Here is a 23,055-nt window from a genome sequence, read left to right as displayed (position 1 = left end):
TGACCCAGGCCGCCCTTCTGCTCACCCGTCCTTTTACTGACGGTCTTGCAGCTTCACGTAGTGCGCGTCTTTCTCGCCGGTGTACACGGCGTCAGGGCGCAGCAGGCGGTTGTCGCGGGTGTACTCGATGACGCTGGCACACCAGCCGCTGATGCGGGCCAGGGCGAAGATGGGCGTGAAGAACTCCTTCTTGATGCCCAGGTCGCTGTAGACCGTGCCGCTGTAAAAGTCCACGTTGGGGTAGATGCCCTTGGACCCGATACGGTCCACGACGACCTTTTCGATGGTTTCCAGAATCTGGTAGTAGTTGCTCTTGCCCTCTTTGTTGGCCACCACTTCGGCGTAGTCACGCAGCACGCGCGAGCGGGGGTCAAAGTACTTATAGACGCGGTGCCCCACGCCCATGATTTTTTCCTTGTTGTCCAGCTTCTTGGTGATGTAGGCCTCGGCCTGCTCGGGGGTGCCGACCTCGTCGAGCATGTCCATCACGGCTTCGTTGGCGCCGCCGTGCAGCGGTCCCTTCAGGGCACCAATCGCGCTCGTCATGCACGAGTACATATCCGAGAGGGTGGACGCCGTGGCAATCGCCGTGAAGGTGCTGGCGTTCATGCCGTGGTCCACATGCAGCACCAGGGCGATGTCAAACAGGCGGGCCTGCTCGGCGGTTGGCTCCTTGCCGCTCAGCATGTACAGGTAGTTGCCGGCGTGGGTCAGGTCCATGCGCGGCGCCACGATGTCTTGGCCGTCCTGGGCGCGGTTGATGGCCGCGATGATGGTCGCAAACTGCGCGATCAGGCGCGTGGCGATGGCGCGGCGGCCTTCTGCGGTGGTGTCCTCGGCCTGGGGGTCCAGCAGGCCCAGGTACGACACGGCCGTACGCAGCGCCTGCATGGGGTGAACGCCCCTGGGCATCGCCTGAATCACGGCGGCCAGCGCTTCGGGGATGGCGCGGTTGGCTTTCAGTTCGGCGTCAAAGGCGGCCAATTCGGCGGCTGTGGGCAGCTGGCCGTTAAGCAGGGCCAGCGACAGTTCTTCAAAGGTGCTGTTCTCGGCCCACTCCTGAATGGGAATCCCCAGGTGAGTCAGAATCCCTTCGGTGCCGTTGATGAACGTGAGTTTGCTTTCCGTAAAGAGGACGCCCTCAAGCCCTTTGGCGATATTCGTCATGATGAGCCGAGCATAGCACCGGACCGCTTTCGTTCTGCCCCCGCTGCACGTTCCCGCAGGGGTGACAGGGCGCGCCTGCTGGGGCCGCCCGCTTACAATGCCCGGCGATGACCGACGCACCCTCCACCGTCACTCTGGCCCTGGACACGGCCACGCCCTGGCTGACCCTGGCCCTCAGCTGGGCTGGCGGCGAGGTCAGCGTCTCGCGCGAGGTGGGCCGCGCCCACGCCGAGCTGCTGCCCGCAGCTACCCGCGCCCTCTTTGAAGAGGTGGGGCGGCCCTTTACAGCCGACCTGATCGTGGTGGGCACTGGGCCTGGTTCGTATACCGGCGTTCGGGTGGGGGCCAGCTACGCGCTGGGGCTGGGGCGCGTCTGGGGGGCGCCGGTGCTGGGGATTAGCACGCTTGAGGCCCTGGTGCGCGGCGAGGGCCGGCAGGGGGTGTCGCTGGACGCCCGCAAGGGCAACGTGTACGGGGCCGTCTATGAGGTGCGGGGCGGCGTGGTGCAGGGCCGGCTGCACCCCCCAGCCCGGCTGCCCCTGACCGAATTTGAAGCGCTGCTGGGCGGCGCCCCCCACCACCATGACCCGGCGCCGGACGGCGTGGCGCTGCTGCGGGCCGGGGTGGCCCACGGTCAGCGCGACTGGGCCCTGGCATACCTGTAGGGCGCCGGCCCGGTCTTCTCAGCCCTCTTCACTGCTGGGCCGTACAGGCCAGCCACAGCTCACCATGACCCAACAGGACTCACCCCCTCACGCCATCTTTTAAGGATTGCCCCGGACGGGTGGGCGCCGCCCTCACCCCAGCCCGCGCGTGGGGGCGCACACTGCAGGCATGCTGGACAACATCCTGAACACAGTCAAGCGTGGAGCCGAGCGGGTGCAGCGCCGGGGCGAGGAAGTGGCGCACACCGCGCGCCTGCGCATGGAGGTCTTTCAGCTGGGCCGCGAACTCGACGCGCTGTATGGCCGCCTGGGCCGCTCCTACCATTCCGGGGCCGACCGCGAGGTGCTGGGCGGCATTCAGGATGACATCCGCCGCGTTGAGGACGAGATTCGCGCCCGCGAACACCTGATGACCGAGCTGGGCAGTGACCCGGAAACGCCCCAGCCGTCCTCTGAACCCATGAGCCTCGCCAAAGCGCCCCTCCCCACCGGAGGCACCGAACCTAACGTGCCGGCCGCTGTTCCCCGCCCTCACCCCCAGGAGGCCACGATGTCCGACGCTGACCGTAATCCTTACCAAACCCCCGCCGACCGCACCCCAGAGGAGCGTCCTGCGGGCGTGCCCACCAGCCCTGACCCCACCATGCAGCACAGCGATGACCGCCTGGTGCCCGGCGAACACCGCGCGGGCGTGGCCCTTGAAGCCGAGCGCGATAAGCAGTTCCGTCATGACAACACCATCGAGGAAGGCAAGGCTGCCAGCCGTAACCCCGACCCCTTAGATAAATAGACGCGACAGAAAAAGGCGCCGGAAGCGAGCAGAATGCCCCAGCGCCTTTCTCTTTGGCTTAGAAAGCTGCACCTGTCCCACTTGTCATAGCAAGGCAGTTCAGCCTCATCAGCCGGAGCCAGCGGCCCTGGCCACACTCGGGCCGCTCTGCCTGCGCTTTGCTGCTGGCTTCAGCCCTCGCGGATAAACTGCGGGGCGCGCTTGGCCTTAAAGGCCGACACACCTTCTTCGTGCTCCCAGTGGTCGCCGGCCAGCTGTTGCAGGGCCGCCTCCTGGTCCAGCGCTTCGTCCAGGCCACTGGTCAAGGCAGCGACCAGCGCCTGTTTGGTCAGTTTCAGGGCGTGGGCTGGGCGCTGCGCCAGCCGCTCGGCGTAGGCCTGCACGTCAGCGGCAAAAGTGTCATCGGCAAAGACATGCTCACACAGGCCCAGGCGCAGGGCGTCCTCGGCCCGCACGCGCTCGGCCAGGGCCATCAGCTCGAAGGCGCGGTGGTAGCCCACCAGGCGCGGCAGGGTCCAGGTACTGCCCGAATCGGGAATCAGGGCGATGTTGGAAAACACCTCAATCAGGCTGGCCGACGCGGCCCACAGCCGGATGTCGCCGGCCAGGGCCAGGCTGGCCCCCGCGCCGGCCGCCACGCCATTGACCGCGCTGATGACCGGCTTGCCCAGCCCCCGAATCGTGCGAATCAGGGGGTTATAGGTGTGGTGCAGGTGCTCGGTGAAGGTCATGTCGCGCCCCGACACGTCGCCCAGGTCCTGCCCGGCACAGAAGCCCCGCCCCGCCCCGGTCAGCACGACCACCCGCACATCAGGGGTAGCGTCGGCAACTTGCAGTTCGCGGGTCAGGGTCAGCAGCAGCTCGTCGTTGGCCGCGTTCAGCTTGTCGGGGCGGTTGAGGGTCAGGGTCAGAACATGCGCCTGGGTGCGCGCCAGAATCACAGGGTCAGCGGTCATGGCCAGCAGCGTAGCGCGCCTGCGCCTGGCTGCTACACTCCGGGCCGTGAGCGAGCCTGCGGCCCTGCCCGTCATCTTGGCACTGGATGTCAGCAAGTCCCGCATTGGGTTTGCGGTCAATGCGGGCCGCCTGGCGTTCGGGCGCGGCAGTGTGGACCGCAAGCGGTTGCCCCTGGACCTGAAAGCGGTGCGTCTGCGCGCCGAGGCTGCTGGAGCCAACCTGCTACTGCTGGGCCTGCCCCTGCGAACGGACGGCGCCCACAGCCCCAGCGCCGACCGGGTGCGCGCCTTTGGGCGCATTCTGGAAGATAAGGGCTACGCGGTGGCCTATCAGGACGAGCGCTTTACAACCCGCCGCGCCCGCGCCCTGGGGGCCGAGGACGAGGATGAGGCCGCCGCAGTCCAGATTCTGGAGCTGTACCTGATGGGCCAGGCGCTCCAGGGTGACAGAGGCGACAGAGAGCTTTCACCAGAAAACTGACGAAGTTCTGAGAAATCTCAAGTCATCTTTAGAGATGACCCACCGAATCTAAAGATTTGGTGGAGCGGGTACACTGCCTTATCCCATGAAAGCTGCCCCCACCCGCTGCCTGCATGTGCTGCTCATTGACGATGATCCAGCCGACAGACTGCTAGCGCTGGAAGCATTTGGCGAACATGCCGAGAGCGTTGATATTAGCGTGAGCGAGGACGGGGTAGAGGCGCTGGCCTGGCTGCGCCACCCTGGCCGCGCCCTGCCCGACGTGGTGATTCTGGACCTGAATATGCCGCGCATGACGGGCTTTGAAGTGATTGCCGCCATCCGCGCTGACCCGGCGCTGCGGCACTTGCCAGTGGTGATTCTGTCCACCTCGGACAGCCCGGAAGATGTGGCGCAGGCATATAACCTCTTCGCCAGTTCGTACATGGTCAAGAGCAAGGACTTCCCCGGCTTTCTGGCGCAGGTGGACCATTTTGTGAAGTTCTGGCAGGACTGCCGCTTTAACCGCCCGGACGCTGGGTAAGATCTTGTAGCAGGCAGGAGCCGTCGCGGGTAAACAGCGGCGTCCAGACAACTTTCGCATCGGGTCTTAGGACAGAAGCCAGAGCTGACGAGAGAGAGCCCGACACCTCTGGAGCGCCGCAGGGCGGGTCTCTCCCTTGCGCAGCAGCCTTCCTCAACTGGGGCACCTGCTCACCATTGATGCAGCGAAGGACCGCTGTCAGACGCCTTCCCTCCCCCGGTGGCTCACGCACACAGCGGTCGGCTTGCACCGCTCCTCCCCACTGCGCCTTTTGCCGGATGCAACCAGGGCGCCCGCCGCTGCGTAATGGAGGGCATGAGCAACCCAGGCGGTCCGCTGACTCCCCCCGATTCGCTTCTCAAAGCGCCCGAGGCCGTGCCGCCTGTGCAGGCCCAGGAAGCCCCAGAAATGGTGCCCCTGTCGCCCGAGGACCGCGCCCGCCTGGAACAGATGGCCCAGGCGTTTGCCCAGGACGTGCTCTCGGCCGGCACGCATACCCCGGACTTCAAGCGGAAGCTCGACGCGGTGCACGACCTAGGCCTGCCCGAGCAGCGCGCCGCCGCCCAGAGCAGCAACCGCATGCTGGACCGCCCGCTGCGCGCCACCCGCGCCGGCGCCCTGGCCGAGGGCAGCGACATTCTGCGCGGCCTGACCGACCTGCGCCGCACGGTGGAAGACCTGGACCCCAGCCGCGCGCCCACGCCGCGGCGCCTGTTCGGCAAGTTGCCCGGCGGCAAGAAGGTGCAAAATCACCTCGACCGCTACCAGAGTGCCCAGAGCCACCTGAACGGTATTCTGGAAGCCCTCTACCGGGGCCAGGATGAGCTGCGCCGCGACAACGCCACCATCGAGACGGAAAAGGTCCACCTCTGGGACACCATGCAAAAGCTGCGGCAATACGCCCATGTGGGCCGGGCGGTAGACGAGGCCCTGACCAGCCGCCTGCAGGAGTTGCAAGTCACCGACCCCGAGAAGGCCCGCATGGTCAGCGAGGAGCTGCTGTTTGCAGTGCGCCAGCGCGTGACCGACCTGCTGACCCAGCTGGCGGTCAGCATTCAGGGGTATCTGGCCCTGGACCTGGTGCGGCGCAACAACCTGGAACTGATCAAGGGTGTGGACCGCGCCACCACCACCACCGTCAGTGCCCTCAAAACGGCCCTGATGGTGTCGCAGGCGCTGGGCACCCAGCAGGCGGTGCTGGGGCAGGTGACGGCCCTGAACGACACGACCGGGCGCATGATTGGCAGCACGGCCAGCCTCCTGCGCCAGCAAAGCACCGAGATTCAGCGGCAGGCGGGCAGCGCCACCGTAGACCCGCAGATTATTCAAGCGGCCTTCCGGGATGTGTACGGCGCCCTGGACGCCATCAGCAGCTACCGCCAGCAGGCGCTGGAGCGCTTCCGCGACACCATGCAGGTGCTCGACAAGGAGGTGGCCCAGGCGCAAACCTACCTCGACCGCGAGCGGCAGCAGGCGTCACGTGAGGTGGCGCAGGGGCTGAACGTGACCGCGCAGGGCGACCTGAAACTCTGATGCCCGCGCCCCCCCCTGTCCTGCCGGCGGCAGACCGGCAGGCCGTCTTGCCGTGGCTCGTGGTGCGCCTGGCGGCCCAGCCGGCCTGCCCGGTGCTGCGTGTGGCCATTGACGGCGTGGACGGCGCCGGCAAGACCACGCTGGCCGATGAGCTGGCAGTGGCCCTGCATGACCTGGGCCGCCCAGTCATCCGGATCAGCGCCGACGCGTTTCATGCGCCGCGCGCTGTGCGCTATCAGCTGGGCCGCGACTCGCCGCAGGGCTTTTACGAGGCTTCGTACGACCTGGACGCTCTGCGCCACGAGGTGCTGCGGCCGCTGTCGCCGAGCGGCTCGGGGCTCTACCGAACGGCGGCCTTTGATGTGGAGCGCGACCTGCCTGTCTTGGCCGCGCCCCAGAAGGCCGAGCCGGGCAGCATTCTCCTGCTAGACGGTCTGTTCCTGCACCGGCCCGAGTTGCGCGCCTTCTGGGACGACTCGGTGTTTCTGCGGGTGCCCTTTGAGGTCTCGGTGCCGCGCGGCGCCGCGCGGGGGCCAGGGTATGGCTCGCCCGATCCACAGGCCGCGAGTAACCGCCGCTATATAGAGGGGAACCGGCTGTATTTTGCCCACGCCCAGCCCGAAAAGCATGCCGGAGTCGTGCTGGACTACACGTCGCTGAGTCGGCCCCAGGTGCTGTATGCCCGCTGAAGCGCAGGCGCTGGCCGACGCCCGCACCCTGCTGGGGCCAGGGGCCTACCTGCTGGCACGCGGCGCCACCTGCCTGGCCTACACGGACGGCCGCCGGGTGGCCCGGCTGGCCCGCACGGCTGATGCCCGGCTGGGCGTTCAGGTGCAGCTTCAGCGGCGGCTGGCCGCGCAGGGGGTGCCAGTGCCCCCCGTGCTTGAAACCGGCCTGCTGCGCGGCGAGACGCCCTACAGCGTGGACATTCTGATCAGCGGGGACGGCCAGCCCCCCACAGCCGCCGGCTGGGCCGATCTGGGCGAGGCACTGGGGGCGCTGCACCACCTGCCGCATGAGGGTTACGGCCTCCTGGAGGACCGGGCAGACGGCCTGCGTGGCCAGGCCAGCCGTCCTGAGCTGGGCATCATTACCCGCCTGCCGGGGGTGTGGCCCTTTGGTCCGGTGCCCCTGACCGTACATCCACTGATCCAGGCCGATAGCGCTTTGCTGGCACCGCTGACTGCCCTCAAAGCGCAGTTGCGTGAGGCGGTCAGGCACCCGGCGGCGGTGTGCCACACCGACCTGCACGCTGGACAGCTGATCTGGCGCGGTGGGCGCCTGGCCGCCCTGTTGGACTTCGGGGACGCCGCGGCTGGGCCGCCCGCCTGGGACACCGCCAGCGTGGCCTATTTTCACGGCTGGGCGGCGGCGCAGCAGGTGGCGGCCGCCGCTGGCCAACCCTGCGGTGAAGCCAGTGCCCTGTTTGGCGTGCTGCTGGCCCTGCACCGGGCCAGCCGGGCGCAGCGGCGTGAACAGGTGCGGCAGGCCGTGACGTTTGCCTTCAGCTGCCTCCGCCGCCTGGGTGCGGAACCCCCGGGTCCTGATCGCTGCATCCACCACCGGCACAGTCAACTCACCCCACCACACAAGGCGCCGGAGCTGTAGCCCCGGCGCCTTGAACTCCTTTTCAGTTGGCCTAGTTGTCGGCAGTCGCGCTGTAGGCGTCACCAGTGCCCTCAGCGGGGCTAAAGGTGATGCACTGGGCCTGCTGGCCGCTCAGACTGACCTCAATCTGGCCGGCGGTACAGGCCATGTCCTCGTTATAGCGGCAGGTGGTGGCGTCGCAGCGGCTGACCATGCTCTGGCCTTCGGTGTCGTTCATAACGGACCTCCGTTCCCGCAGCCTGCGCCCCTGAACAGCGGCCCAACGTGATGCGGCTTGCAAGCTCAAGGAAGGCTCCAAAACCCGAGCGAGCAGATAAGGTTAGAGAGATTTCGCCAGCAGTAGCCGTGCCAGACGAGCAATCTCGACCTGAGACTAAGAGGTAAGAGAACGAGGCCTATGGCCCACCCTCAGGCCAGCCTCACGCCAGAGATGGCCCTGAGACTCTGCCTCTGTCCTCTTTGAATGGCGCTGGCGGCCGAGCACCGTCATCTCAAAGGAGAGCCGCCTTGGTCTAGCATCCAGGGCGGCTTTGGGGCACTGCCTCAGTTCAGCAGGCTGGCGCGAATGCCCTGGGCGCAGGCCACCCGGTGGGCCACCTGGGCGGCGTCCAGTTCGCCGTGTTCGCGCAGGCCGGCGGCCAGCACTTCCACCTCACTCCAGGCGCGGCGCAGTCTGGCCCTGGCGCGGCCCCGCAAGACTGCCAGATAAGCGTCCAGGGTGTCCTGCTCATCGGGGTCCGTCAGCGCGCAGGCCAGCAGCATACGGGCGTCGCGGCCGGCCGCCACTGCCGTGGTTCCACTGAGAATCGCCGCCTCTTCGCCGGCCAGCGCCACCAGCACCACTTCTTCAGCCAGCGCGCGGTTGAGGCGCAGGGCGGCGGGGTCAGGGACGGCGCGGTACACCACACCACTGAAGGTGACCCGGTCCAGTCGCAGCGGCGTGCGGGGATGAGTGTGCGCCAGGTAGGCTTCGGCCGCCCGCTGCAAGGAAGCGGCGTGGCGGTCCTGGGGGGCGGCGGTGGGGGTGGGGTGCAGGTGGGGGATGGGCATAATCCTGACTCTGGTGGTCAAGATAAGGCATGGCGGGTGAGATGTCTGTCCCCTGTCCAGGGAGGCAGAGCACCAATGAGGTTGCCCGCGTCACGGAACAGCTCCATTCCAGCCTGTGAGGCCTGCATAACCCTCAACTTCATGGCGCCTGGGCGGGACAGTAGTTCGCAGCGCCTACGCCGCTTGAGACCCACTCACACAGCGGTTTCCAACTTCCACCCTGAGGCCAACAATCCCCCTCAGTGCACTTCTCAGCAACCACTCCCTGTCTCTGCCCCAGAGGAATTGAGGCCCTCAACCCTTCCGAGTCCTGCTCTCAGGTGCTTCTGGCCTCGACCTCAGCCTGCTTGGCGCCCCAGGCGTCCATGCGGGTTTCGAGTTGCACTTCCAGGTCATGCGCGGCCTGACCCAGCGCAGCGAAATCAGCGTCTGGGGAGGCGCTGGCCAGGGCCGCCTGCGCCTGCTCCAACTCGCCTTCCAGACGGGCGATATCGGCTTCCAGGGCCTCAACCTCACGCTTGAGATGCCATAGGCCCTTGCCTTTGGGCGCGGTCGGCTTCGGCGTGGGCTTGGGGGCCACCTCGGTCTCCACGCTCCTGTGCTTGGCCTTATAGTCCTCCCAACCGGGGTACTCGTAGAACTGTCCCTCCTCGACCAGCCAGATACGGTCGGCCAGACCCTCAATGAACGCGCGGTCGTGGCTGACCATCATCAAAGTGCCGGTAAAGTGCTCCAGAGCGTCCTCCAGCGCCTCGACCATCTCCATATCCAGGTGGTTGGTCGGCTCGTCCATCACCAGCAGATTGTGGTCTTCCTGGGCCAGCTTGAGCAGCGCCAACCGGGCCCGCTCACCGCCCGACAAGATGCGCGCGGGCTTGTCGTGCTGGTCGTAGGGAAACATAAAGGTGCCCAGCAGGTCGTGGGCCTCGGGGTCTTTCTGGGTGTAGGCGCGGGCCACGTCGTACAGGGTCTCGGCTGGGTCCACGCCGCGCAGGGCCTGATCGTAGTAGCCCACCGTGACGCGCGCGCCGGTCAGTACGCGGGCGCGCGCATCGTCCCCCTTGTCCAGCCCCAGCAGGGCGCGCAGCAGGGTGGTCTTGCCGGCCCCGTTGCGCCCGATGATGGCAATGCGCTCGCCCCGCCGAATCTGCACGTTGACGTCGCGGTACAGGGTGCGGCCACCGGGCAGGGTACGGGTGACATGCCGGGCGTCCAGCACCACGTCCCCACTTTCGGGCGCGTGGAAAGTGATGCGCGCGGTGCGCTGCTCGGGCGGTGGTGCGGCGGTGGCGCGGGCCTGCATGCGGTCCACTCGTGCCTGCATGGCCTTGGCGCGCCGGGCCAATTTGCTCATGCCCAGGCCCCAGATTTTCATGCGGTCAGCGCTGGCCTGCAGGGAGGCAATCTGCTTGCTTTCGGTGGCATGACGGGCTGCCTGGCCTTCTAGTTCCACAGCCAGCGTCTCGCGGAAAGTCGAGTAGTTGCCGGCATACACCTTGAGGGTGCCGCTGCGGAGGTAGGCCGTTTCACGCGTGACCGTGTCTAAGAAGGTGCGGTCATGGCTGATGACCAGCACGGCGCCCGGATAGCGGCCGAGGAAAGCTTCCAGCCACTCGACCATCACGATGTCGAGCTGGTTGGTGGGCTCGTCCAGCAGCAGGACGTCGGGGTTTTCGACCAGCAGCGCGGCCAGGCCCAGGCGGGTACGCTCGCCGCCGCTCAGACCCGAGGCCAGGTCCTGTTCGCGCCCCCGGAATCCGAAGGCCAGGGTCACGGCGTCCTTGCGGCTCCGGCGCTCGAAGCCGCCCCGGCGCTGATAGTGCTCCAGCAGCGCTTCGTGGTGCAGGATGCTCTCGGGAGTGCCGCTGCTCATGGCTTCGGCGGCCGCGTGCAGCTCAGCTTCCAACTGGTCAAGGTCATGAAAAGCGGCGCTCAGGACGCTGTCCACCGTGGCATCAGGGGCAAACACGGGATCTTGTTGCAGGGCGCGCACATGTACACCAGGGCCACGTTTGACCACGCCGCCGTCTGGGATCAGTTCACCCGTCAGGAGTTTTAGTAGGGTGCTTTTGCCCGCACCGTTGCGGCCTACCAGGCCCACGCGGTCGCCAGGCTGCACGGCGAAGGTCACGTCGGACAAGACGGTCAGCGGGCCGTACTCTTTACTGGCGTCTAGGGCGGCAACAAGCACGCCCCGCAGTATAGGTGGAAAGGAGAAAGGAAGGACTCAGCGCTGTGGCCTAGAAAGTTTCACTGCTGGCCACTAACGAGAGGGTGGCTGCCGTACCGAGGCGCATTCCCAACCCCTCTAGTCTTTGAGCATGAGAGTGCCGCCACGCGCAGCCGATTTTGGTTTCAGCTGAGACGAAGCACAGCCCACCTCTACTCATATAGTTTAATGTTAAAGTGTAAAGCCAGACCGGCCTAGAATGACTACGCTGAAAGGTATGGAAGACTTCCCAGATGAAGTTCTACTGAGGCTCATCCTTGAAGGGAATCAGCTGGCGTTTCGGGAGCTGTATCGTCGTGAAGCAGGTTATGTCCACGCCGTCATCCGACGTTTAATCAACTGTCCTGATGAGGTTGAGCAGACTCTCTTTGAGGCTTTTAGCTTCTTCTACCGCGACGCCGTGCACCTTCGCGATTTAACAGGCAAGTTGTCGAAGGATGAGCTTTATCGTTTAGCTAAACAGCGTGCTTGGACTAGACGAAATCTAGAAAAGCCAATCGAATTATCATTTGAGTACCAAGAGCCGTTCCTCTTTGCTTATTCACATCATGAACAAATTGAGCAGCGTGTTGAGATTGAGCGTCTACGGCAGGGGATGGATTTCTACGATCTAGAGCTTATGGATCTTTGGGATAAAGGCTACTCCACTCAAGAGATTGCTTCTTTACAAGGTATACCGGTTGGAACGGCCAAAACTAGAATCAGTGCTTTACGCCGACGCTTACTCCAGCAAGGCCAAAAGCTGGGATTGAATAATGACTCACATTGATGAAGAACGCTTACTGGCCTACGCGTCTGGGCGTCTTCCCGAAGCCGAATTAGAAGAGATTCAGACCCATCTGGGCGAATGTCCAAGCTGCGCCGACATTGTTTACAGCCACCTTGACGACGTGATGGCTCTGGCACGGGAGCTTGGGCCAGTTCCTGTACCTCTGGAATGGGAAGACCAGATCATGCGCCAGCTGCCACGACTGGAACAGAAAGAGGTGTCCTGGCCTGAGCACCTGCCCAAGCGCTCACGGACTCTCCTGACTCTAGGGCCCATCCTGGCTCTGCGCGAATGGGACACCAAGCGCGACGAGGACACCAGGCAATACGACACCATCGCGCTGGCTCTGAAGGCGTTTGACCTAATTGTCGAGTCCACCGGCTTCGGCGTGCAGGTGAGTGAAGAAGATGTCTTCAAGGAGTTGCAACCCCTTCTGCATCAGATGGACCTTGCCGCCAACGTGCCGTCCCACCGGGGGCGACAGGCTGCCTTTGTCAGTCGGCTGCTGGGTCGCCTGCGAAGGGATGAAGATGCCCGGCGACCTTTCATCGCCACCTACGCAGACTTCGAGAACAACCGGCTGGCAAAGCGCGATGTGCCGTTTCACCTTCTCGAAGAGCGGTTTGTGGAAGGCGGGCAGTTTGCCCTCCGGCTGTCCACGGAAGCCACCAACATGTACCTCGGCGCGCTTGATCTGGCGATTGAAGACGCCCAGGCGGCCCTTGAAGGGGTCATCAAATCCCAGATCGACCGCGGGCGTTTTGACGAGGCAGTGCACTTTGCCCAGGACGCGCGGGCCCGCTCGGTTCAGCTGCAGGAGAAATTCGACCGCTTGCTGCGGGACACACGGCGGGACGTGACACGGGTGGACTGGCAGAGCGAAGTGCCGCGCATGCTGAGCGAGGGGCTTAGTCACCTGAGCGGCCGGCTGCGAGTCGAGCAGGAGATCGTTCAAACAGCGCGTGACCGCTTGGAGCAATTGCCACTGGGCAGTGAGAAAGCCCAGCAAGTGGCGCGCATTGCCACCCTGATTGACGAGTGCTTTATTCGCCACACCAACCTTCACCATGTCCTGCTGGAAGCGCGGGAAGTCTTTTTCGCCGAACAGGACCGGCAGGCTTTTGTACCCCGAGCGCGTGCCCATCTACCCAACCTGTTCAGCGAGGTCCTCGAACCTCTTCTTGCCGCTCCCGGTACGCAGGCCTTAACTGCGCTTGAAGGCGACGCGGCGAGAGAGGGACTGCCGGATGAGGCGCTGCCAATCTGGTCCACCTTGCTGCCGGTGGAGGCACCTCAAGTCTTCTCTCTCACGGACTTGGTGTCGTGGCTCCTCCGGCCTAAACGGGCCATTCCAGCCGAAAGCACTGAGGCGACAGCGCTGATCTGGGAAGAGGCAGTGCCCGATCCGCAGCGTTACCCGCCTGAGATTCAGGCGGCAGGGCAGGCTTACCTGGGGCGGGGGGCCACACGCCTTTCGGATCTCCTGAACACGGCAGCGCAAGAAGAGCAGCCCCAGGCCGTTCTGGAATACCTGGGGCTCAGGGCCCTTCAGGCATTCGAGGATGATCGGCCGTCGCCACTGAAGGCCGAGCGCGAAGGCACATTGTTTGAAACGGCTGGTTTCTACGGCGACGAACTCACGCTGAACTGGCTGAACGTAGAACAGGAGAACACCTCATGACGGCATCACAAGACGCTCACCACGCCGCTGGCCGCCTGGTGCAGTGGGCGCTGCGGCCCAGCACTCACCCACAACGGAATGACGAGTATCGCAATCTCCTCGCTCGGTATCTGGACCGCCTTGACTTCCGCGAGACCGTTCAGCAGGTCGCGGCCGGCTTAGAGCTGGAGATTCTGGAGGCTAGTGCGGAGCACGGCATGGTGCTGATCCCCGCACCCGGCTCTGTGTTTGCGGCGCAGGCCAGCGCCTACCGGCCATCCGCCGCCAGCGAGGAGACCCGCCTGCTGGACGGCCTGGTTCATGTGGCCATTGCCGCCACCGTCTATCCACGGGCCACCGACCTGCTGGGCGACGCCACCCTGGCCCGCAACCCCGTGACGGTGGATGAAATTGAAGACACCCTGCGCCAGATCGTGAACCGGATGGATGAAGCGGCTGCGCAAGGCCCAGACCCACTCCACAGCGACACCAGCGGCCTGCACGAAGCCTGGCGAGTCTACAAGCATCGTCTGGCGCACCGCGATACCAAGGACCACCGGGCGTCGGCCCTGACCACGCGCCGCGTCATCGAATACGCGCTCGAACATCTGTGCAAGCAACGCTGTTTTCAGCGCAAAGACCAGACGTACCGGCCCCTATGGCGCTATCAGGTGCTGGTACAGGACTACGCGGCAAGCCGGGTCCACGCCGCCGTTAAGCGGGCTCTGACCCCTGCCGCAGAGGAGGGCTGATGCCGCGTCTAACCAAGTTGCGCCTAATCAATGTCGGCCACCCTAAGGCCCGGTTTGACGACGTGACCATTCCTTTTCACGACCAATCTAGGCGGCCCATCGACTCTACGCTGTGGCTGCGCAACGGCGGCGGCAAATCGTCCATCCTCAATCTCTTTTTCTCTTTGTTGCAACCCAACCGCCGCCAATTTCTGGGCAAGGCGGGGCAAAGTGACCGCCTGCTGGAAGACTACGTGCTGCCTGAAACGCGTGGGGTCGTAGTCGCCGAGTGGCAGCTTGACGTCGCTAAGGATGATCTGCCGCAGTGGTTTCTGACCGGCGCGTTCTACGAGTGGAATCCGCGGGACCCAAATACACTGGAACGGCTGTTTTTCGCGTCTCGCGTACAAGGCGCTATCACTCTAGACCGCCTGCCCTTACAGGACGAGCGCGGTCGAGCCCTCACCATGCATGGCTTTAAACAGGCCTGGCAGAACCTCACCACAGCGCATCCGAGCGCCGAAGCCCACGAAACCCACCTGCTGCAGGAATGGCAGGGAATGCTCGACAAGAGGCGAATTGACCCGGACCTCTTCGGCTATCAGCGGGTCATGAATGCCCGTGAAGGCGGCGCAGAGGACCTCTTCCGCTTCCGGGAATCCGACGCTTTCGTCAACTTTTTCCTCGACCTGGCGATGAATCCTGAGCATGGGCAAGGGGTGGCCAAAAATCTGACCACCTACAGCGAGTCCCTTAAGAAGCGGCTCGAACAGCACTTGCCGGGCCTTGAGTTGATTCGCGCGCTGCTGCCACATGTGCAGGAGATTCAAAGCGTCTCGGCCGAGCGGCACCTGGCCCGCGTCCAACTGGGGGAACTGGCCGCGCGTCTAGAGCTGCTTCACACCTATGCTCAGCGGCGGCGAGCCGAAGCGGAGGCGGCCGTGGTCAGCCTGGCAGCGCGCCTTGAGGAAGCGAAGCAGGAGAAGAAGCGGCTCGGGCTTGCGAAGCAAGAACACCAGGACCACGCCACTGCTTTAGAACGACTGCGGCTCACGAAAGAGGCGGGACACTTCAAAAAGGAAAGTGAGGGAGAACAGGCCCGCTATGCCGCCGCTGACCAGGCCCAGCAGGTCTGGCGATTGGCCCCCAGCCTGCTAGAGGTTGAACGCAGTGAAGGCCGACTGCGGACCCTCGAAGCGCTGCTGCAAAGAGAGAATGAGGCGCTCAAGCCCGAATGGGCCGATGTTCGGGTCGCGGCCCGTCAACTGGCCGGGGCGCTGGTGGCCAGGGCAGAGGCAAGGCGTGCTGAGGCAGGCCAGAAGCGCCTGGACGCGGAGGCCCTTGAACAAACCGTCCAGCACGACCAGAAAGACGCCAAGGGCGCAAGGAATCAAGCGAGCCGGGCAGCCCAACGGGCCATAAATGACCGCCAGAAACTCGACAAGCGGCGCCTGGCCATAGACACACTGCGTCAGCAAGGCACCCTAGAGCCCGATGAGCCACTGGCTGAAGGCCTAACCCGCTGGCAAGAGCAGCAGGCAGCAACAGACTTCAGCCGTGAGGCCCTGCGGGGCGAGCGGCGCCTGCTGGAAGACCAAGCCCAGGCGTGGACGGAGCGCCGCTTGGCGGCAGAAAGTCAGGAGCGACTTGCTGAAGACCGCCATCACCGGGCCGGCGCCGAGTTGGAGGACGCGCGCGGGCAACGTGACGCCCTGACCCTGCACCCCATGCTGAGCCGCGCCCTGATGAACGACCCAGACCTCGACACACTCTCGCCGGCAACGGCCCGTCTATTGCGCAGCCAGCGGACCGACACGGACCAGCGGCGGCTGGACGTTCAGGCCCAGCTGACAGAAGAAGAGCGAATTCTGGAGCACCTGCATACACGGTCGCTCTTGCCACCCGCCCGCGACGTCGTGGCCGTGCGGGCGGCCTTGGAAGAGGCCAGCGTACGCAGTTGGTCCGGCTGGGACCATGTGGCCCAAATAGAGACTCGGGCGAAGGCGCAGGAATTCATAGAGCGCGCCCCCGAACTGGTGCGTGGTGTTCTCGTTCTTGACCGGGACCTCGACCGAGCAAAAACCGCACTGCTGAGCGCGGCGCTGACGCTGGACGCCCCTGTGGTGGTGGCAGCCCGCACGCCACTCTTCCGGGCAACTCTGCCCGAGGGCACCCAGCGGTTTGTCGTCGGGCCCACCAGCGACGCCCATTTTGATGAGGAGGCCGGACGGCGCGAAGCCCTGGTGCGCGAGCAGCAGTTGGAGACTCTGCGCGCCAGGAGCGATGAACTTCAGGCCGAGGGCCATGAACTGCGGGAGCTAAGCGACCGGCTAGACACTTACCTTCAGCGCTATCCGCAGGGCTTTTTCGAGACGCAGGAGGCAGAGGTCACGGCCAGCCGACAAGCCTGGCAGGCCGCCCAGGCCCACCTGAGCGAACTGGCTGGCGAGCAGAACGTTCGGCGCGCGCGTCAGCAACAGCTTGAGCAGCAATTGGAGCAGGCCCAGACACGCAGCCGCCTCATTCTGGAGCAGACAAGCCGGTTGAAGGTTCACCTCGAACTCTACGGAGACGAAGCGCAAGCTACGGCACTTGAACTCAGCATCTTCCAGGACGAAGCGGACGTGCGGACCCTTGAACGGCAGGCCGACGAGACAGAGCGCCGCAGCAAAGAGCAGGAGGCGCACGCCCGTCAACTGCGGGGGGCCGCACAGGAGTTAGATCAGGCGGCTGCCGCTGCACTCCACGAAGCGCGCGCTGTGGCCTACTTGGAGGGCGCCCTGCCCACACCAACGGCGGACGATGTAGACGCTTGCCGGGAGCGTCACAGTCTGCTGTGCGGCAGCATTGACCAGAAAACGCAGGGGCACGCCCTCAAAGCTGAGTTGCAGGCAGCGCAAGACAACCTTCAGGCCACGCGCACGGCCTTTCAGCAAACGTGCCCCCCGCACATCCCCGAACTGGAAGTGCGCGCTGCCCTTGAGACGCTAGACGATAAGGGCCGCCTTCAGCAGCGGATTCAGGATATTGAGTGGACGCGGGACGCGGCACTGTCAGCCAAAGAACGCATGATGCAGACCTGGCGCTCTGTGCAGACACAGCTTGAGCATCATCAAGGCCAGTACGTTCAGCTCAAGCGCACACTTGAGCCTGACGAGCAGGCCCTAGACTCGACGAGCCTGTGGCAACGCGTTCAGGCGGCAAAGCGGAAAGGCGAGGAGGCAAGCGCCGCGCTGGACCGGCTGGAGGAACGGCTTGAGCAGATGGAAAAAGCCAGCAAAGCCGCTGAGGAGCCGCGGCGTCTCTGGACAGACCACCAGATAACACTTAGGCAACTGCTTGACCGATACGACGACCTATTGAAAGAACGGACGGCAGCGGCGCAGACAGCCGGCGAACCTCCGGCCGATCAAGGCTTCGCAGCTCATGTAGAGAACCTCGCTTCCACGCTGCACAAACAGCAGAACCGTTGGCACGACCTGAGAGGGCGGCAGGAGACGGCGGGCCGGGCCTTTGACCGTACCCTGGCAGGCAGTACGATCAAGTTGGCCAAAAAGCTTTCGGACTGGTCATCGGAAGACTTGGAACAAAGTGCCGACCAGGTGTACAACGAATTGGATCTGCGTCGGCGAACCATTGAAGCGTCGCTTGAGGACGCAGACAAACATCGGGAGCTACTGATTACAGAAACGCTCAGCCTGGCCGAGCGCGGCACCGGCCTCCTGAAAAGCCTCTCGTCCAACTCGGTTCTGCCCGAAGGCGCGGGCACCCTCAGCGGGCAACGCTTTCTAAAAATCACACTGCCGGCTCCCCTACCTCAGAGCGAACGGCGAGCACTAATTGGCAACCTTCTAAACGACATGGTGAGAGACCAGACCGAGTTCCAGGGCCCAGACCTGGTCCAGCGGGCCGTGCGCAAGCTCGCCCATCCCATCCGGGTTGAGGTGCTGTTTCCCGATGTGGACGCGCCGCCTAAGCACTTGCCCATCACGATGATGGCTAAAGAAAGTGGCGGCGAGCGCCTGACGAGTGCGGTGCTGCTGTACTGCGCCCTTGCCCGTCAGCGCGCCCGCGAGCGGGCCCAGGTGGTATCTGCACAGCCCCTATCCCTCACCGGCACCCTGATTCTCGACAATCCAGTGGGGGCTTCTTCGCGCGTCAAGCTCTTGACCTTGCAGCGGGACATGGCGCGCGCGATGTCCATTCAGCTAATTTACGCGACAGGCGTGCAGGACTTAGAAGCCGTCCGCACCATGCCCAACGTGGTGCAGTTGCGCAACGAGAAGCGGCACACCGGCACGGGCCACAGCCTTGTAGAGGTCGTGCGGTTAGGCCGCATAGAACAGGAGCCAGGCGATGAGTGAAACCCCCAGAACTGACGTAGACCCCCGCTGGTACGATGAATTCACTGAGCGGTTGCGCCAGCTTAAGCTGCGGCCAGGAACCAAGACGATTTCGCTAGAGCAGCTGCATGCCGAATTCACGCAGGTATTCGCCCACCGCCCAGGCATCCCAGATCGGCGCGCGTGGCTCCGAGAGGCTTTGCGCTACGCACAGGAGCAGGGCGTCATTAACTTGCCAGCTGAAAATGGCCAGCAATGGGATGATTCTGGTATCCCGCGACTGCCAAAGAAAGTTACTCGTGTCCGGATTCCAAAACCACCACGCCACCCTTGGTGGAAAACGGAGTACTGGCATCCACAACTGGAATGGATTCTGGATTTGGAAACGTTAGACGAGGCGCACGACAATTTTCTCCGCAAAGTCCAGCAAGGGCTCATGGAAGGGTGGTTCGAAGATGCCGCTACCCTCAGGCACCGTTCTATTCAGTTGACCGGAGACGATAAACGTTTGGGACAACTACTCAAAGGCTCGCTCTTCAAAAGTGGGCAGCTTAGTTCTTCGCTGCTCAACTGCGCTTCGGCCACGCTCCCACTGACCCATGAGATTCTTGACGGCCCGCCTTTGGCATTAGTTTTCGAAAACGAAGAGCCATATAACTTGGCCCTTAGCGTCCTAAAAACCCTGGTCAAGCGACCTTACGGCATCATTGCCTTCGGCGGGGGCGGCAACTTTCAGCGCTCTGTACTCGCTTTCGCAGATATCCAGAAGTCAGAGGCTTATCGCCAGAAAATCGGCCAACCCCTGCAGCGCATCGATTACGTAGGAGACTTAGATTGGCCTGGGATCGCAATGGCGGCCAGATCCGCTTTGAAGGCCCAAGGAGCTGGCTTACCGCCGGTCGTCCCAGCAGTTGGGGCTTACCTGGCCATGTTAAATGGCCTTGATGATCCACGTATGCGAATTAACCGCCCTGACGGTTTGGCTGTACAAGAAAACAAGAGACACAGGAAAACCGATCTGGCTTGGCTGCCAGAAGAAATTCAGAAGCGGGTTGATCCTATTTTGGCCAACAACCGCCGAGTCGCAGAAGAAATGCTGACCGAACGCAGCCTGCGGGCTTGGTGGGCGTCTTTGTAGTCTGACCACGACAGTGATAAACAGCAAAAGATCCGCCTTGCGGCGGATCTTCCTTGTGGTGTGCCCGAAGGGATTCGAACCCCTGGCCTTCTGATCCGTAGTCAGACGCTCTATCCAGCTGAGCTACGGGCACATCCGAGATGACAGTTGGCGGAGAGAGCGAGATTCGAACTCGCGGTAGAGAATAACCCCTACGAGCGTTTAGCAAACGCTTGGTTTAAGCCGCTCACCCATCTCTCCATACCGTCTGTGGGTTGTCATACTTGGCGAGGGGTGAGGGATTCGAACCCCCGGTAGGTTGCCCTACTACGGTTTTCAAGACCGTTGCCTTCAACCACTCGGCCAACCCCCCCTTCTGGCGGGGCGCGCTGTCGGTTGTCCTAAGCGCGAGGGGAAGTATATGAGGGAGGGCCGAACTTGTCAACGCCAACGGCGCAGCAGCAGAACGCCCGCGCCCAGAAGCGCTGCCCACACCATCAGTGGTGCCCGGCGCGGCCACTGCACCTCACCACGCAAGAGGGCGCGCAGGGCTTCTTCGTGGGCCGTAGGGGGCGGCGGCGCTAGGTGGCTCTTAGGCAAGGTCAGGTCCGCACTCAGGACTGTCTGATGGTAGGCGTTTTCCTGGGCGTATCCACTGTGGGCGGCCAATTGCCGACCGGTCTGCCGCAGCGCCTCTGACTCGCCGGTGGCCACCCACGGAGCCAGGGCCAGAAAGCCGGGGCGAGGCTCGGTCAGGACGTAGCTCTGCGGCGCACTGGCCTCCTCTGCTGGCCCGGTGATGGCGCTCTGGCCGTCGAACGTCAGGTCCAGCAGGTTGCCCACCACCATCGGGTTGACGGCATACCGAATTTGAGAGCTGGTGGCTGTCACCTGCCAGCTGCTTTCCAGCCAGGCCACCGGCTGGTCGCGCACATGGGCCGGGTCGGGGGGCAGGCCTTCCTTGGCCGTCCAAGGCGCGCCGTTGGCGTCCGGCTGAAGCAGCACGGTGCAGCCCTGGGCCTCCAGACGGGCAATCACGTCGGCCCGGAACGCGTCCAGGCTGATCGCCACCCCCAGGTCACCGGCCGGAGTCGGAAACACACGCAGCTCCTCCAGGCGGCCGGGGGTCAAGTCCACGCCATCCGCTTCCTCATCGGGCGTCAAGTGCACTTTGTCGGCGGTGCCAATCAGCTGACCCTGGGGGTCAAACAGCACCGTCTGATTGGTCAGGACGCCCGGCGCACGCCGCAAGCGGCCTCCACGGACCTCGTAGCGGGGCATGGGCGCCGAGCCGCAGCAGAGGTACACGCCGTACTCGCGGGCCAGGTCACGGCATGTCTGGAGGTACAGCGCCGTATTACGGTCAATGTCGGCCAGTTGCAGGGCGCGCACAGGCGACACCCGTTCGCGCAGCAGCGTGGGCAGGGTGCGGGGCAGGCGGGCCACAAACAGCGCCAGCATCACTCGCTGAAAGGTGCCCAGCCCCAGCGCCCAGCCGCCGCCGCGCAGCACCAGCGGCAGGCCATTGAGTTCGGTCAGCACCACCAGATTGGGACGGTCAGGCGCGAGGTGCGGGCGGCTGCTTTCCAGCTGGGCGCGCAGCCAGGCGCGAAACCGCCGGGCACTGGTAAAGTCGCTGGCGTGCCACTGGGGCTGCACAGCCACGGCGCGGACGCGGCGGGTCATGCCCCAGCCTAGAGCAGGACAGGGGGCACCCGCGTGCCATGATGCCTCGATATGTCGGCGGTGACCTTTCTGCCTTTAGGGGACGCGGCGCTGGTGGTCCTGACTGGGCGGGCGCGTGGCTTGCACCGCCACCTGACGAGGCAGGGGCTGCCTGGCCTGCTGGACAGCGTGCCCGCGCTGGGCCAGCTGACCCTGCTGTTTGACCCGCTCTGTACCGAAGCCGACACCCTGGCTGGAGCAGTGCGCGCGGCCCTGGCCACCCTGCCGCCCGAGACCGAGACCCAGGGCCAGACCCTCACCGTGCCGGTGACATTTGGCGGCCCCGACCTGGCGTGGTGCGCCGCGCATGCTGGTCTGAGTGAGGCAGCTTTTGTGGCTGCCGTATGCGCCGCACCGCTGGAGGTGGCTTTTCTGGGGTTCACACCGGGGTTCGCCTTTCTGACAGGCTTGCCCACGGCCCTCCAGATGCCGCGCCTGGACACCCCGCGCGCTGGGGTGCCAGCGGGCAGTGTGGCGCTGGGCGGGCCGTGGGCTGGCGTATACCCACGGGCCACACCGGGCGGGTGGCGGGTCGTTGGTCATACAGCCCTGAACCTTTTTGACCCGGCCCGCCCCCAGCCGGTGCTGTGGCAGCCGGGCGACCGCGTGCGCTTTGAGGCCGCCCGTGCTTGAGGTCCTGCGCGGCGGCCTACACACCACCGTGCAGGATGCAGGCCGCCGCGTGCGTGCCCTGGGGGTGCCGGCTGGAGGTGCAGCTGACCCGGTGGCCCGGCGCCTGGCCAACGCCCTGGTGGGCAATCCGCCCGGCGCGGCGGGCCTGGAGGTAACCCTGGGCGGCCCGGCACTGCGCTTTGACGCTGGGGCGCTGGTCAGCCTGTGCGGCGCGCCCTTCGAGGCGCTGCTGGACGGACAGCCCTTCCCCCTGTGGCGGGCCGTCCCGGTGCCCACTGGCGGACGGCTGGACCTCCGCGGCACACCGGCAGGCGCGCGGGCCTTTCTGGCGGTGCGCGGAGGGCTCAACGGCCAGGAGGTATTTGGCAGCCACTCAACCGATGTCTACAGCGGCTTTGGCGGCTATGAGGGCCGAGTGCTGCGGGCGGGTGACCGTCTGACCTGGGCCGACAGGCCAAGTGTGCAGCCCCCCCGCGCTTTTCTCTCGCCGGAGGTGCAGACCCCCACCGGCCCCAATGTCAGGTTGCGGGTGGTGCCCACCCCCGACGCGACCGCCATGCTGCTGGCGGCGCTGTGTGGCCCAACCTTCACCGTCAGCGCGCAGGCTGACCGCATGGGCGTGCGCTTGACCGAAGGCGTACCGGCCCCTCACGACCCCACGCGCGCCAGCGTGCCCAACGTACCTGGCCTGGTGCAGGTGCCGCCGGGGGGGCAGCCTATCGTGCTGCTGCCCGACGCCGGCACCCACGGCGGCTACCCAGCGCCGCTGGTGGTGATTCAGGCCGACCTCGCCCGGCTGGGACAGCTGCGCCCTGGCAACCAGGTGCAGTTTGAACCGGTGCCCACGGCCGCCGCCCGAACCGCCCTCTGGCAGCAGGAACAGGGGCTGCGGCAGGCCGAGGCGGCTCTGCGCCTGTGGTACGCCGCCCAGGCTGGATAAAGAGACGCCCGGGTCGCCGAGTCAGGTGACAGGTCGGCACCCTCTTTCCGGCTGGTCTTCATGACGGTGCGGCCCATCGGGTTGTCTGCCTTCAGACCCGTACTGCTCTTCTGAGCTGGGTCGGCCTGTCACAC

Annotated in this window: 20 protein-coding genes and 3 tRNA genes; 14 read left to right on the top strand and 9 right to left on the bottom strand. The window is 64.9% G+C overall.

Features of this window, described 5'->3' with window-relative positions; genetic code table 11:
- Positions 1–33: 33 nt before the first annotated feature.
- The gene (locus K7W42_RS16325; protein WP_224575908.1) at positions 34–1,167 is read right to left on the bottom strand and encodes a citrate/2-methylcitrate synthase; all 1,134 of its coding nucleotides are present in this window, start codon (positions 1,165–1,167) and stop codon (positions 34–36) included.
- A gap of 107 nt (positions 1,168–1,274) precedes the next feature.
- Between K7W42_RS16325 and tsaB the strand changes: the two genes are divergently transcribed.
- Both tsaB and K7W42_RS16315 read left to right on the top strand, forming a co-directional pair.
- A complete protein-coding gene (gene tsaB / locus K7W42_RS16320) occupies positions 1,275–1,832 on the top strand; it encodes a tRNA (adenosine(37)-N6)-threonylcarbamoyltransferase complex dimerization subunit type 1 TsaB (protein ID WP_224575907.1) in 558 nt (185 codons plus the stop codon).
- Between the two features lie 169 nt (positions 1,833–2,001).
- Complete coding sequence (locus K7W42_RS16315) at positions 2,002–2,622, top strand: hypothetical protein (RefSeq protein ID WP_224575906.1); 621 nt, start codon at positions 2,002–2,004, stop codon at positions 2,620–2,622.
- A gap of 170 nt (positions 2,623–2,792) precedes the next feature.
- Here K7W42_RS16315 and K7W42_RS16310 read toward each other — a convergent pair whose 3' ends face one another.
- The gene (locus K7W42_RS16310; RefSeq protein WP_224575905.1) at positions 2,793–3,578 is read right to left on the bottom strand and encodes an enoyl-CoA hydratase-related protein; all 786 of its coding nucleotides are present in this window, start codon (positions 3,576–3,578) and stop codon (positions 2,793–2,795) included.
- Between K7W42_RS16310 and ruvX the strand changes: the two genes are divergently transcribed.
- From ruvX to K7W42_RS16285, 5 genes are all read left to right on the top strand, one after another.
- Positions 3,577–4,059 (top strand): Holliday junction resolvase RuvX, encoded by a 483-nt coding sequence (ruvX, locus tag K7W42_RS16305; protein WP_439648868.1) that lies wholly within the window; start codon positions 3,577–3,579, stop codon positions 4,057–4,059. The two genes, K7W42_RS16310 and ruvX, sit on opposite strands and share 2 nt — an antisense overlap.
- Before the next feature lie 85 nt (positions 4,060–4,144).
- Positions 4,145–4,582, top strand: a complete 438-nt coding sequence (locus tag K7W42_RS16300; protein ID WP_224575903.1) for a response regulator — start codon at positions 4,145–4,147, stop codon at positions 4,580–4,582.
- Positions 4,583–4,897: 315 nt separating this feature from the next.
- A complete protein-coding gene (locus K7W42_RS16295; protein WP_157460125.1) occupies positions 4,898–6,115 on the top strand; it encodes a toxic anion resistance protein in 1,218 nt (405 codons plus the stop codon).
- Positions 6,115–6,804 (top strand): nucleoside/nucleotide kinase family protein, encoded by a 690-nt coding sequence (locus K7W42_RS16290; protein WP_224575902.1) that lies wholly within the window; start codon positions 6,115–6,117, stop codon positions 6,802–6,804. The genes K7W42_RS16295 and K7W42_RS16290 overlap by 1 nt, the downstream gene beginning before the upstream one ends.
- Positions 6,794–7,723 carry a phosphotransferase family protein gene (locus tag K7W42_RS16285; protein WP_224575901.1) on the top strand — a complete coding sequence of 310 codons (930 nt, stop codon included), beginning with the start codon at positions 6,794–6,796 and terminating at the stop codon, positions 7,721–7,723. Before K7W42_RS16290 ends, K7W42_RS16285 begins: the two co-directional genes overlap by 11 nt.
- Before the next feature lie 31 nt (positions 7,724–7,754).
- Here the strand turns inward: K7W42_RS16285 and K7W42_RS16280 are convergent, their stop codons facing one another.
- From K7W42_RS16280 to K7W42_RS16270, 3 genes are all read right to left on the bottom strand, one after another.
- Positions 7,755–7,940 (bottom strand): DUF1540 domain-containing protein, encoded by a 186-nt coding sequence (locus tag K7W42_RS16280; RefSeq protein ID WP_224575900.1) that lies wholly within the window; start codon positions 7,938–7,940, stop codon positions 7,755–7,757.
- A 326-nt stretch (positions 7,941–8,266) separates the two neighbouring features.
- A complete protein-coding gene (locus tag K7W42_RS16275) occupies positions 8,267–8,773 on the bottom strand; it encodes a hypothetical protein (protein ID WP_224575899.1) in 507 nt (168 codons plus the stop codon).
- Between the two features lie 316 nt (positions 8,774–9,089).
- Complete coding sequence (locus K7W42_RS16270; RefSeq protein WP_224575897.1) at positions 9,090–10,964, bottom strand: ABC-F family ATP-binding cassette domain-containing protein; 1,875 nt, start codon at positions 10,962–10,964, stop codon at positions 9,090–9,092.
- A gap of 256 nt (positions 10,965–11,220) precedes the next feature.
- On the opposite strand from K7W42_RS16270, the gene K7W42_RS16265 reads away from it, so the two are divergent.
- Genes K7W42_RS16265 through K7W42_RS16245 form a run of 5 tightly spaced genes read left to right on the top strand, consistent with a single transcriptional unit; the run spans position 11,221 to position 19,644 of the window.
- On the top strand, positions 11,221–11,772 hold the full coding sequence (locus K7W42_RS16265; RefSeq protein WP_224575896.1) for an RNA polymerase sigma factor: 552 nt from the start codon (positions 11,221–11,223) through the stop codon (positions 11,770–11,772).
- On the top strand, positions 11,759–13,453 hold the full coding sequence (locus K7W42_RS16260) for a zf-HC2 domain-containing protein (RefSeq protein ID WP_224575895.1): 1,695 nt from the start codon (positions 11,759–11,761) through the stop codon (positions 13,451–13,453). Before K7W42_RS16265 ends, K7W42_RS16260 begins: the two co-directional genes overlap by 14 nt.
- Positions 13,450–14,184, top strand: coding sequence for a hypothetical protein (locus K7W42_RS16255; RefSeq protein ID WP_224575894.1), 735 nt, complete (start codon positions 13,450–13,452; stop codon positions 14,182–14,184). Before K7W42_RS16260 ends, K7W42_RS16255 begins: the two co-directional genes overlap by 4 nt.
- Positions 14,184–18,527, top strand: a complete 4,344-nt coding sequence (locus K7W42_RS16250) for a coiled-coil domain-containing protein (RefSeq protein ID WP_224575893.1) — start codon at positions 14,184–14,186, stop codon at positions 18,525–18,527. Before K7W42_RS16255 ends, K7W42_RS16250 begins: the two co-directional genes overlap by 1 nt.
- The gene (locus tag K7W42_RS16245) at positions 18,520–19,644 is read left to right on the top strand and encodes a hypothetical protein (RefSeq protein ID WP_224575892.1); all 1,125 of its coding nucleotides are present in this window, start codon (positions 18,520–18,522) and stop codon (positions 19,642–19,644) included. Before K7W42_RS16250 ends, K7W42_RS16245 begins: the two co-directional genes overlap by 8 nt.
- Positions 19,645–19,700: 56 nt before the next feature.
- On the opposite strand, the gene K7W42_RS16240 is transcribed toward K7W42_RS16245, so the two are convergent.
- From K7W42_RS16240 to K7W42_RS16225, 4 genes are all read right to left on the bottom strand, one after another.
- Positions 19,701–19,777: transfer RNA gene (locus K7W42_RS16240), tRNA-Arg, on the bottom strand.
- Between the two features lie 15 nt (positions 19,778–19,792).
- Positions 19,793–19,884, bottom strand: a tRNA-Ser gene (locus K7W42_RS16235).
- Positions 19,885–19,908: 24 nt separating this feature from the next.
- Positions 19,909–19,996 (bottom strand) — tRNA-Ser (locus tag K7W42_RS16230).
- A gap of 68 nt (positions 19,997–20,064) precedes the next feature.
- Positions 20,065–21,309 carry a nitrilase-related carbon-nitrogen hydrolase gene (locus K7W42_RS16225; protein ID WP_224575891.1) on the bottom strand — a complete coding sequence of 415 codons (1,245 nt, stop codon included), beginning with the start codon at positions 21,307–21,309 and terminating at the stop codon, positions 20,065–20,067.
- Between the two features lie 51 nt (positions 21,310–21,360).
- On the opposite strand from K7W42_RS16225, the gene K7W42_RS16220 reads away from it, so the two are divergent.
- Together K7W42_RS16220 and K7W42_RS16215 are read left to right on the top strand one after the other, a co-directional pair.
- Positions 21,361–21,981, top strand: a complete 621-nt coding sequence (locus tag K7W42_RS16220; RefSeq protein ID WP_224575890.1) for a 5-oxoprolinase subunit B family protein — start codon at positions 21,361–21,363, stop codon at positions 21,979–21,981.
- On the top strand, positions 21,974–22,921 hold the full coding sequence (locus K7W42_RS16215) for a 5-oxoprolinase subunit C family protein (RefSeq protein ID WP_224575889.1): 948 nt from the start codon (positions 21,974–21,976) through the stop codon (positions 22,919–22,921). Before K7W42_RS16220 ends, K7W42_RS16215 begins: the two co-directional genes overlap by 8 nt.
- The last annotated feature ends 134 nt before the right edge of the window (positions 22,922–23,055 follow it).

This window comes from Deinococcus betulae (genome assembly GCF_020166395.1).
GTDB lineage: Bacteria > Deinococcota > Deinococci > Deinococcales > Deinococcaceae > Deinococcus > Deinococcus betulae.
The sequence above is the reverse complement of the archived record's forward strand: the minus strand, read 5'-3'. Positions and strand labels throughout refer to the sequence as shown.